This is a genomic window from Paucibacter sp. XJ19-41 (assembly GCF_028462495.1).
Classification (GTDB): domain Bacteria; phylum Pseudomonadota; class Gammaproteobacteria; order Burkholderiales; family Burkholderiaceae_C; genus Roseateles_E.
On the sequence record NZ_JAQOWX010000154.1, the window covers coordinates 1 to 10,753 of the forward strand.

Below are 10,753 nucleotides of genomic sequence, written 5' to 3' on the forward strand. Positions count from 1 at the left end.
CCGCCGCCGCATCGCGCGCGCGCGTCGAAGATCCGGCAGCGGCGCCGCCGGCCGGCGCGCTGCAGCGCCTGGCCGGCGAGTCGACCGCGATCCGGCAGGTGCGCTCGCTGATCGAGAAGGTGGCGCGCAGCATGGCGCCGGTACTGTTGCAGGGCGAGTCGGGCACCGGCAAGGAGCTGGTGGCGCGCTCCATCCACGAGAGCAGCGTGCGCGGCAGCCAGGCTTTCGTCGCGGTCAATTGCGGCGCGATTCCCGAACAGCTGCTGGAGGCCGAGTTCTTCGGCTACCGCAAGGGCGCGTTCACCGGCGCCAACGAGGACCGCGAGGGCTTTTTCCAGGCCGCCCATGGCGGCACCCTGTTCCTCGACGAGATCGGCGACCTGCCGCTGGCGATGCAGAGCAAGCTCTTGCGCTCGATCCAGGAGCGCTCGGTGCGGCCGGTCGGCGCGGTGGCGGAGGCGCCGGTCAATGTGCGCATCCTCAGCGCCACCCATAAAGACCTGGGTGCCGAGGTGGCGGCCGGGCGCTTCCGCCAGGACTTGTTCTACCGCCTGAACGTGATACAGATCCGTGTGCCGCCGCTGCGCGAGCGCATCGAGGACCTGGCCGCGATCAGCGAACGGGTGCTGGAGCGCATCGCCCGCGATGCCGGTGTGTCGCCGGTGCCGCGGCTGACACCAGCGGCGCTGTCGCAACTGGCGCGTTATGCCTTCCCGGGCAATGTGCGCGAGCTCGAGAACCTGCTGCACCGGGCGCTGGCGCTGTCGGGTGGCGAGCTGATCGACGCCGAGGACCTGGGCCTGCCCGAATCGCTGCTGGATGATTCGCAGCTGGGGGCGCTGGACGTGCTGGAGGCGCCGCCGGCGGCGCCGCTGCCCGATCTGGCCGACGATCAGGCCGAGCTGCCGCAAGACCTGGCCCTTTATCTGGACGAGGTCGAGCGAAGCATCTTGTTACGCGCGCTGGAGCGCCACCGCTTCAATCGCACGGCCGCCGGTGCGAGCCTGGGCTTGTCGCTGCGTCAGATTCGTTACCGGATGGCACGGCTGGGCATCACCGAGGGCTCGACCTCGGGCGATGGCGAGGGCTCCGACGCCCACTGAGTGCCCACTGAGCGCCGACCGAGGCGCGCTCCGCAAAGCCTTTGTTGGCGCGGCCTGGCGGGCGGTTTTGCGCTGCAGGCCAAGACTGTCGCGGATCCCGGATTTCAAACCCCGATCAATGCTGGGTGCAGGCGCGATGCGAGCGGCCTCGAGGCGGCCCGGCCAGGCTTTTGGCGGCGCGCGGCTAGCGCGTGAAGGGCCGCCGGTCAACCGGGTTCGATATGCGGGTTTGACGCTAGCTGTAGTGCTTGAAGAGCTGGGTAGCCCCAGATATAGTGTTTCTTCATGCTATCCTTCTAGCCTCGGCAAAGCACTGAAATGCCCTATCCCTTCGCAGTCGTCTTGCCCAGCGTGACCGGTACAGCGCCGTGTTCTGCCTGGCTTGCGATGCGGACGATGGCGGGCTCGCCGGCCTGCCCGGTGGGCTCGCGCAGTCGCACAGCCCCAAGCCCCGACGACAGCAATAACGAACGCAGATCCATGGCCGCCCCTGGCGTGTCGCGGACCTGCCATTTCTGATTCGAACAAGACAGACGAGGAATTATGCAAAGCACAGCAGCCCAGACCCGCTCGGACGCTCCCGCTGCCGCCTCCGCGCCCGCCGCAGCGGCCGGCGCGGCCAAGCAGACCGCTTATCAGGCCTACCAGATCATCCGTCGCAATGGCGCGGTGGTCTCGTTCGAGCCCAGCAAGATCGCGGTGGCCTTGATGAAGGCCTTTCTGGCCGTGCATGGCACCAGCGGCGCGGCCTCGGCCAGCGTGCGCGAGACGGTCGACGGCCTGACCGAGAACGTGGTGCGCGCGCTGCTGCGCTCGCGCCCGAGCGGCGGTACCTTCCACATCGAGGATGTGCAGGATCATGTCGAGCTGGGTCTGATGCGCGGTGGTCACCATGAGGTGGCGCGCGCCTATGTGCTGTATCGCGAGCGCCGCTACCAGGAGCGCGTGGCCAAGGGTGAGGTGGCCCAGGCCGCCGCGCTGGAGTCCGGCCTGACGGTGATCGACAACGGCCAGCGCATTCCGCTGGACCTGGCCCATCTGCAAAGCCTGATCGTCTCGGCCTGCGAAAACCTCGGTGCCGACGTCAAACCGGAGCCCATCCTGGCCGAGACCAAGCGCAATCTGTATGACGGCGTGCCGATCGACGAGGTCTACAAGGCCTCGATCCTGGCCGCCCGCACCCTGATCGAGAAGGATCCCGGCTACAGCCGCGCTACCGCACGCCTGCTGCTGCACACGATCCGTCGCGAGGTGGTCGGCGGCGAGATCACGCAGGAGCAGATGCAGAGCCGCTATGCCGAGTATTTCCCCGGCTATATCAAGAAGGGCGTCAAGGCCGAGCTGCTGGACGAGAAGCTGGCGCAGTACGACCTGGCCCGCCTGGGCGCGGCGCTGAAGGCCGAACGCGATCTGCAGTTCGACTACCTGGGCCTGCAGACCCTGTACGACCGCTATTTCCAGCACATCGACGATGTCCGCATCGAGATGCCGCAGGCCTTCTTCATGCGCGTCGCGATGGGCCTGGCCCTCAACGAGATCGACCGCGAGACCCGCGCGATCGAGTTCTACGAAGTGCTGTCGAGCTTTGACTTCATGTCCAGCACGCCGACGCTGTTCAACTCCGGTACCCGCCGCTCGCAGCTGTCGTCCTGCTACCTGACGACGGTGGCCGATGATCTGGACGGCATCTATGAGGCGCTGAAGGAGAACGCGCTACTGAGCAAGTTCGCCGGCGGCCTGGGCAATGACTGGACCCCGGTGCGCGCGCTGGGCTCGCACATCAAGGGCACGAACGGCAAGTCGCAAGGCGTGGTCCCGTTCCTGAAGGTGGTCAACGACACTGCCGTCGCGGTCAACCAGGGCGGCAAGCGCAAGGGCGCGGTCTGCGCCTATCTGGAGTCCTGGCACCTGGACATCGAGGAGTTCCTGGAGCTGCGCAAGAACACCGGCGACGACCGCCGCCGCACCCACGACATGAACACCGCGAACTGGATCCCCGATCTGTTCATGCGCCGTGTGATGGACGGCGGCGACTGGACCCTGTTCTCGCCGTCGACCTGCCCGGACCTGCACGATCTGTTCGGCACCGCCTTCGAGAAGGCCTATGTCGAGTACGAGGCCAAGGCCGACCGCGGCGAGATCAAGCTGTTCAAGCGCATGCCGGCCAAGGATCTGTGGCGCCGCATGCTGTCGATGCTGTTCGAGACCGGCCATCCCTGGATCACCTTCAAGGACGCCTGCAATGTGCGCTCGCCGCAGCAGCATGTCGGTGTCGTGCACTCGTCGAATCTGTGCACCGAGATCACGCTGAACACGAACGACAGCGAGATCGCCGTCTGCAACCTCGGCTCGGTCAATCTGGTCCAGCACCTGAAGGACGGTGGCATTGACCACGACAAGCTGCGCAAGACGATCTCGACCGCGATGCGCATGCTCGATAACGTGATCGACATCAATTACTACGCGGTCAAGAAGGCGCGCGACTCGAACCTGCGCCACCGTCCGGTGGGCCTGGGCCTGATGGGCTTCCAGGACGCGCTGTACGCGCTGCGCACGCCCTACGCCTCCAACGAGGCGGTCGAGTTTGCCGACCGTTCGATGGAAGCGATCTGCTACTACGCCTACCAGGCCTCCACCGAGCTGGCCGCCGAGCGGGGTCGCTATTCGAGCTATCGCGGCTCGCTGTGGGACCGCGGCATCCTGCCGATCGACTCGCTGGACCTGCTGGCCAAGGAGCGCGGTGGCTATGTCGAGGTGGATCGCAGCTCGACCCTGGACTGGGATGCGCTGCGCGCCAAGATCGCCCAGCACGGCATGCGCAACAGCACCTGCGTGGCGATCGCACCGACCGCGACGATCTCCAACATCATCGGCGTCGACGCCTCGATCGAACCCTGCTTCGGCAATCTGTCGGTCAAGTCCAATCTGTCGGGCGAGTTCACCGTCATCAACGAATCCCTGGTGCGCGACCTGAAGAAGCTGGGCCTGTGGGACGACGTGATGGTGATGGACCTGAAGCACTTCGACGGTTCGCTGCGCCGCATCGACCGCGTGCCGGAAGAGCTGAAGACCTTGTACGCGACCGCCTTCGAGGTCGAGACGCAGTGGTTGGTCGAAGCCGCCGCCCGTCGCCAGAAGTGGATCGACCAGGCCCAAAGCCTGAACATCTACATGGCCGGCGCCTCGGGCAAAAAGCTCGACGAGACCTACAAGCTGGCCTGGCTGCGCGGCCTGAAGACGACCTACTACCTGCGCACGATGAGCGCGTCATCGGCCGAGAAGAGCACGGTGACCAAGTCGGGCCAGCTCAATTCGGTGTCCTCCGGCGCAGGCGCTTCGATGTTGTCGGCACCCGTCTCGGCCCAGCCCGCAGCACCCGTTGCTGCAGCGCCGGTCGAGGCAGAGTTGCCTGCAACCGACATGAAGTTCTGCTCGATCGACAACCCGGACTGCGAGGCCTGCCAGGAAGGTCTTGAAGTCAAAGCACGGGCATCGCGAAAAGCTCAAACGCCCGCGATGCCAGTGTTCATCGGCTCAAACGCTGATGCATGGGTTTTCTTGCGAAGCAAATCCAGGCCTCAACGACTGACCCCCGAGGGCTTCGATACGCGTCCGATGCGATGCGACACAGCAACGCGCATCGCGTGTTGATGTCAAGAAGTCCTTGGTGTTTGAACACAACACTCTGATAATTCGACACGATAGGAAGTCCACCATGTTGGTTTGGGAAGAAGACCTGAAGCCCTCGAACAGCGTCACCACGAATGCCGCGCCGCGCACTGCGCCGGTCGCGAGCGCAGCAGCCACCGCGTCGCCCGCCACAACGGCCGCCGTGAGCAGCTCCCAAACCGTCCCCGCGTCCGCCGCAACGGCCCAGGTTCTGGGCAACGGCGCGCGCGTCAAGGCTTCGGACAAGCGCATCATCAATGGCCAGACCGACGTCAACCAGCTGGTGCCTTTCAAGTACAAATGGGCCTGGGAAAAATACCTGGCCACCTGCGCCAACCACTGGATGCCGCAGGAAGTAAATATGTCGCGCGACATCGCCTTGTGGAAGGACCCGAACGGTCTGACCGATGACGAGCGCCGCATCATCAAACGCAATCTCGGCTTCTTCGTGACCGCCGATTCGCTGGCCGCCAACAACATCGTGCTGGGCACCTACCGCCACATCACGGCCCCCGAGTGCCGCCAGTTCCTGCTGCGCCAGGCCTTTGAAGAAGCGATCCACACCCACGCCTACCAGTACATCGTCGAGTCGCTGGGCCTGGACGAGAGCGAGATCTTCAACGCCTACAACGAAGTCAAGTCGATCCGTGACAAGGACGAGTTCCTGATCCCCTTCATCGAGGCGATCATGGACCCCAACTTCCACACCGGCACGCCCGAGAACGACCAGACCCTGCTGAAGAGCCTGATCGTCTTTGCCTGCCTGATGGAGGGGCTGTTCTTCTACGTCGGCTTCACCCAGATCCTGGCGATGGGTCGTCAGAACAAGATGACCGGCGCCGCCGAGCAGTACCAGTACATCCTGCGCGACGAGTCCATGCACTGCAACTTCGGCATTGACCTGATCAACCAGCTCAAGGCCGAGAACCCGCATCTGTGGACGGCCGAGTTCAAGGCCGAGATCAAGGCGCTGTTCCTGCATGCTGTCGAGCTCGAGTACCGCTATGCCGAGGACACGATGCCGCGTGGCGTGCTCGGCCTGAACGCCTCGATGTTCAAGGGCTATCTGCGCTATATCGCCAACCGCCGTGCCACCCAGATCGGACTGGAGGAGCTCTTCCCGAATGAAGAGAACCCCTTCCCCTGGATGAGCGAAATGATCGATCTGAAGAAGGAACGCAACTTCTTTGAAACCCGCGTCATCGAATACCAATCCGGTGGCGCATTGTCCTGGGACTGAGCCCGGACACAGGGCAAGCCCTGCGGCTTGTCTTGTGCCTGGCGAAGACCCAAGCGCCTGCAAGCGCTTGGGCCGAGCCGGTCAGTGTCTTTTGTAGACGCCGGTCAGTTCCCAGATTGTTGTGAGGTCAAGAGATTCGCGAGACCCAAGACCATGGCCCTAGAAATTTTGGCTGGTGCTCGCAACCCCATTCACCGTACCGGGGCGCTCCTCCTGGGCGACTTCCGGACGATGAATAACTGCGCTGTGGCGGACCGGTCTGCTGCGGGCAGTGCTTTTTCCACTTGATCAAGGAGAACTGAAATGGCAACTGCAAAGAAGGCAACGGCGAAGAAAGCCGCTCCCGCCAAGAAGGCCGCCGCTCCGGCGAAGAAGGCCGCTCCGGCCAAGAAGGCCGCTGCTCCGGCAAAGAAGGCCGCTCCGGCCAAGAAGGCTGCTGCTCCGGCGAAGAAGGCCGCTCCGGCCAAGAAGGCTGCTGCGCCCGCCAAGAAGGCTGCCGCTCCGGCGAAGAAGGCCGCTCCGGCCAAGAAGGCTGCTGCGCCCGCTAAGAAGGCCGCTCCCAAAGCTGCTGCAAAGCCGCCGGCAAAGAAGGCTGCACCGAAGGCCGCTCCTAAGGCTGCTGCCAAGCCGCCTGCCAAGAAGGCCGCACCGAAGGCTGCTCCTAAGGCCGCTGCCAAGCCGCCTGCCAAGAAGGCTGCTCCTAAGGCCGCCGCCAAGCCGCCTGCCAAGAAGGCTGCTGCCGCTGCGCCCAAGGCCGCTGCCAAGCCGCCTGCCAAGAAGGCAGCCAAGAAGCCTGCAGCCAAGAAAGCCGCCACGGCCCCTGCCCCTGCTGCCGCCGCCAAGCCGNGCCAAGAAGGCAGCCAAGAAGCCTGCAGCCAAGAAAGCCGCCACGGCCCCTGCCCCTGCTGCCGCCGCCAAGCCGGCTGCTGCACCCGCCGCCAAGACGGCGCTGAGCCCGCAAGCGGCTTGGCCCTTCCCGACGGGCAGCAAGCCCTAAGAAGCCAGGGCCTTCGGGCCCTTGGCATCAAACCCGGCCTCGGCCGGGTTTTTTTATGCCCGCGTCAGGGCTGCTCAGGGATAGAAGATTTCGACGCTATAGCCGCTGACGCGGTGCCGACCGGTGCTGAAGACGAGCTGCAGCTGCTGCTCGCTGTCGCCTTTCATGCTGAGCTGGCTCAGATTGAAATCGGTGGGTTTTAGCATGCGCCGCGCAACCATGGCGCCGCTGGCATCGGTCAGGCTCAGATCGACCCAGGGCAGGGCCAGCGCATAGGCGGCCTTGTTGCGCAGCTGCAGTGCGAGCTTGTAGCTATTGCCCGAGCCGGCCTGTGTCAGCCCGCTGTTCTCGACCGCCAATGCGTCGATGCGCCGCCAGGGCTGCAGCTCGCAGCCGGCCACGCCGCACAGCGACTGCAGCAGCGGTGTGCTCGGCGGGTAGAGGGCGGCGATGGCATTGCGGAACTGCAGGCCCAGCTGCAGCAGCAGGGTTGCCATCAGCAGCAGGGCGCTCAGGCCCAGCGCGAGCCGCACCCGCGGTTGCTGCCAGCGCGCGGTGGACGAGGCCTGGCGCAGAAAGCTGGCCTCGACCGCCTTGTGCTCGGGTGTGTCGTGTGCGGCCACCTCGGCGGCCAGCGCCGCCAGGCGGGCATCGACCAGCACGTCGGGGTCCGCACTGGCCTCGGGAGCGGCTGTAGAGGCCAGCGGGGCAGCCTCGGGTTCGGGCAGCATGGCCGGCTCGGGGCTGGGCTCGACGCTGATGGCTTCGTCCCAGAAGGGCTCGCGGCGCGGCTCAGCGCTGCCGACGGCAAAGTGTGGCAGCGGCGCTGCTTCTTCCTCGCGTGCGGTGGGTGCGGGCTCCTCCTCGAACTCGCGCGGTACGACCCAGGTGGTGGCGTCGGGCGGCGGCGCGCTGACGGCCATCGCTTCGACGGTTTCCACTTCGGCCACCGGCTCCGGCTCGGGGGCGGCTTGAGGCGCGACCGCAGCGGGCCAGGGCGGCGGCAGCTCGCGGTCGATGTCGAACAGCTGCTCACGCGCATCGAAGACTTCGGCGCAGCGGCCGCAGCGCACCCAGCCTTCGGAGACGCGGAGCTGATCCTGCACCACCCGGAAGATGGTGCCGCAAGCGGTACAACGGGTGGCAAGACTCATGACCGGAATCATGCCATGAGCGCAGGGCTCAAACCCGTTGCGCGCTCATCAGAATCCAGCCTTCTTCACTGTCGCTGACCTCCAGCTTGAGCCAGGGCGCATAGGCCGCCTTCAGCTCATCGGCCTGACGCTCCAGGATGCCGGCCAGCACCAGATGAGCACCGGGGGCCAGGTGTTGACACAGCAGCGGGGCCAGCAGCTTCAGCGGCGTGGCCAGGATATTGGCCAGCACCAGCGGGTACTCGCCCTGGGCCGCATCGGGCAAGGCTGCGCTGACCGCCACCTGGTTGTCGCGTGCGTTCGAGACGGTGGCCGTCACGGCCGCCGGGTCGATGTCGACCGCGTCGATGTTCGTGGCGCCATAAAGCGCCGCACCGATCGCGAGGATGCCGGAGCCGCAGCCGTAGTCCAGCACGCGCGTCCAAGTCGGGGCCAGGTCTTGATGCGCGGCGATCCAGCGCAGGCACATGCGGGTGGTCGGATGGGTGCCGGTGCCGAAGGCCAGGCCCGGGTCCAGCCGCATCACCTTGCTGGCCTGGGCAGGTGCCTCATGCCAGGACGGCACGATCCAGAACTCGGGCGTGATCTCCACCGGCGCGAACTGCGACTGCGTCAGCCGCACCCAGTCCTGCTCGACCACCGCCTGGATGGTCTGCACATGGACGTCGCTGGCCCAGTCCTGGCTCAAGAGCAGGGTCGCGGCTTCGGTGGCCTCGGCCTCGCCGGGGAACAAGGCCTTGACCACCGAGCGCTGCCAGCCGCCGCGCGGCGCCGGCATGCCGGGCTCGCCGAACAAGGCCTTCTCGGCATCGGTGTCGGCGTCGGCGTCCTCGACCGAGACGGCCAGCGCGTCGAGTTCGACCAGCGCATCGCTGACGGTCTCGACCTCGTCCTCGCCGCAGATCAGCACCAGCTCGTGCAGGTCGGGTGTGCTCATCGCTTGTGCTCGCTCATCCAGCTTTCAAGATAGTGAATGCTGGTGCCGCCTTCCATGAACTTGGCGTCGACCATCAGCTCGCGGTGCAGCGGGATATTGGTCTGGATGCCTTCGACCACGGTCTCCGACAGCGCGATGCGCATGCGTGCCAGCGCCTGCTCCCGCGTATCGCCGTGCACGATGATCTTGCCTATCATCGAGTCGTAGTTCGGCGGCACGTAGTAGTTGGTATAGGCATGCGAGTCCACGCGCACGCCGGGACCACCCGGCGGGTGCCACATCGTGATGCGGCCGGGCGAGGGCGTGAACTTGACCGGATCCTCGGCATTGATGCGGCACTCGATCGAGTGGCCGCGCATCGTGATGTTGCGCTGGGTGAAGGGCAGCTTTTCGCCGGCCGCCACCTTGATCTGCATCTGCACGATGTCGATGCCGGTGACCATCTCGGTGACCGGATGCTCGACCTGCACGCGCGTGTTCATCTCGATGAAATAGAACTCGCCGTTCTCGTAGAGGAACTCGAAGGTGCCGGCGCCTCGGTAGCCCATCTTGCGGCAGGCGGCCGAGCAGCGGTCGCCGATCTTCTCGATCACGCGGCGCGGGATGCCCGGCGCCGGTGCTTCCTCGATGATCTTCTGGTGGCGGCGCTGCATCGAGCAGTCGCGCTCGCCCAGCCAGACCGCGTTCTTGTGGCCGTCGGCCAGCACCTGGATCTCCACATGGCGTGGGTTCTCCAAGAACTTCTCCATATAGACCTGCGGATTGCCGAAGGCTGCGCCGGCTTCAGTGCGGGTGGTCTGCACCGCATTGACCAGGGCCGCCTCGGTGTGGACCACGCGCATGCCGCGGCCGCCACCGCCGCCGGCCGCCTTGATGATGACCGGGTAGCCGATGGCGCGGGCGATCTTGACGATTTCCTTCGGGTCTTCCGGCAGGGCACCCTCGGAGCCGGGCACGCAGGGCACGCCAGCTCGGATCATGGCCTGCTTGGCCGAGACCTTGTCGCCCATCAGGCGGATATTGTCGGAGGTCGGGCCGATGAACACGAAGCCGCTGCGCTCGACGCGCTCGGCAAAGTCGGCGTTCTCGCTGAGGAAGCCGTAGCCGGGGTGGATGGCCTCGGCATCGGTCACCTCGGCGGTGGCGATGATGGCCGGCATGCTCAGATAGCTTTGGGCCGAGGCTGCCGGGCCGATGCAGACGGCCTCATCGGCCAGCTTCACATACTTGGCATCACGGTCGGCCTCGGAATAGACCACCACCGACTTGACACCCAGCTCGCGGCAGGCGCGCTGTATCCGCAGGGCAATCTCCCCGCGGTTGGCGATAAGAATCTTCTTGAACATCGCGAGGCCTTATTCGATGACGAACAAAGGCTGGCCGAATTCCACCGGTTGGCCGTTCTCGACCAGGATCTTGGTGACCGTGCCGCTCTTGTCGGCATCGATCTCGTTCATGATCTTCATCGCCTCGATGATGCAGATCGGCTCGCCTTCCTTGATCTGCTGGCCGAGTTCGGCAAAGGACTTGGCATTCGGGCTGGAGGCGCGGTAGAAGGTGCCGACCATCGGCGACTTGACGATATGGCCGGTCTCGACCGCCGGTGCCGGTGCGGCGGCCGGGGCGGCAGCGACCGCCGGGGCGGCGGGCGCG

8 protein-coding genes are annotated in these 10,753 nt (G+C 65.7%); 3 read left to right on the plus strand and 5 right to left on the minus strand.

Annotation, left to right across the window (positions count from 1 at the left end):
• Positions 1–1,103, plus strand: a 1,103-nt coding sequence (locus PO768_RS25740; protein ID WP_272648323.1) for a sigma-54 interaction domain-containing protein, incomplete at its 5' end; no start/stop codon positions are given.
• Positions 1,104–1,426: 323 nt separating this feature from the next.
• Here PO768_RS25740 and PO768_RS25745 read toward each other — a convergent pair.
• The gene (locus PO768_RS25745; protein WP_262971255.1) at positions 1,427–1,585 is read right to left on the minus strand and encodes a hypothetical protein; all 159 of its coding nucleotides are present in this window, start codon (positions 1,583–1,585) and stop codon (positions 1,427–1,429) included.
• Positions 1,586–1,646: 61 nt separating this feature from the next.
• Between PO768_RS25745 and PO768_RS25750 the strand changes: the two genes are divergently transcribed.
• Both PO768_RS25750 and PO768_RS25755 read left to right on the plus strand, forming a co-directional pair.
• Positions 1,647–4,754, plus strand: a complete 3,108-nt coding sequence (locus PO768_RS25750) for a ribonucleoside-diphosphate reductase subunit alpha (RefSeq protein ID WP_272648324.1) — start codon at positions 1,647–1,649, stop codon at positions 4,752–4,754.
• Positions 4,755–4,818: 64 nt separating this feature from the next.
• Entirely contained in the window at positions 4,819–6,012 is a 1,194-nt protein-coding gene (locus tag PO768_RS25755; protein ID WP_272648325.1) for a ribonucleotide-diphosphate reductase subunit beta, read from the plus strand.
• A gap of 1,071 nt (positions 6,013–7,083) precedes the next feature.
• On the opposite strand, the gene PO768_RS25760 is transcribed toward PO768_RS25755, so the two are convergent.
• The 4 genes from PO768_RS25760 to accB all read right to left on the minus strand — a co-directional run.
• On the minus strand, positions 7,084–8,163 hold the full coding sequence (locus PO768_RS25760; RefSeq protein ID WP_272648326.1) for a DUF3426 domain-containing protein: 1,080 nt from the start codon (positions 8,161–8,163) through the stop codon (positions 7,084–7,086).
• A 28-nt stretch (positions 8,164–8,191) separates the two neighbouring features.
• The gene (gene prmA / locus PO768_RS25765) at positions 8,192–9,085 is read right to left on the minus strand and encodes a 50S ribosomal protein L11 methyltransferase (protein WP_272648328.1); all 894 of its coding nucleotides are present in this window, start codon (positions 9,083–9,085) and stop codon (positions 8,192–8,194) included.
• Positions 9,086–9,096: 11 nt separating this feature from the next.
• A complete protein-coding gene (accC, locus tag PO768_RS25770; RefSeq protein ID WP_137941577.1) occupies positions 9,097–10,446 on the minus strand; it encodes an acetyl-CoA carboxylase biotin carboxylase subunit in 1,350 nt (449 codons plus the stop codon).
• 9 nt (positions 10,447–10,455) lie between these two features.
• A partial coding sequence (accB, locus tag PO768_RS25775; RefSeq protein WP_272648327.1) for an acetyl-CoA carboxylase biotin carboxyl carrier protein occupies positions 10,456–10,753 on the minus strand: 298 nt, incomplete at its 5' end.

Bases quoted from the DNA above. Each gene is read 5' to 3' on its own strand.
- PO768_RS25745 (WP_262971255.1), bottom strand. From the start codon at position 1,585: ATGGATCTGCGTTCGTTATTGCTGTCGTCGGGGCTTGGGGCTGTGCGA.
- accC (WP_137941577.1), bottom strand. From the start codon at position 10,446: ATGTTCAAGAAGATTCTTATCGCCAACCGCGGGGAGATTGCCCTGCGG.
- PO768_RS25760 (WP_272648326.1), bottom strand. From the start codon at position 8,163: ATGAGTCTTGCCACCCGTTGTACCGCTTGCGGCACCATCTTCCGGGTG.
- PO768_RS25750 (WP_272648324.1), top strand. From the start codon at position 1,647: ATGCAAAGCACAGCAGCCCAGACCCGCTCGGACGCTCCCGCTGCCGCC.
- PO768_RS25755 (WP_272648325.1), top strand. From the start codon at position 4,819: ATGTTGGTTTGGGAAGAAGACCTGAAGCCCTCGAACAGCGTCACCACG.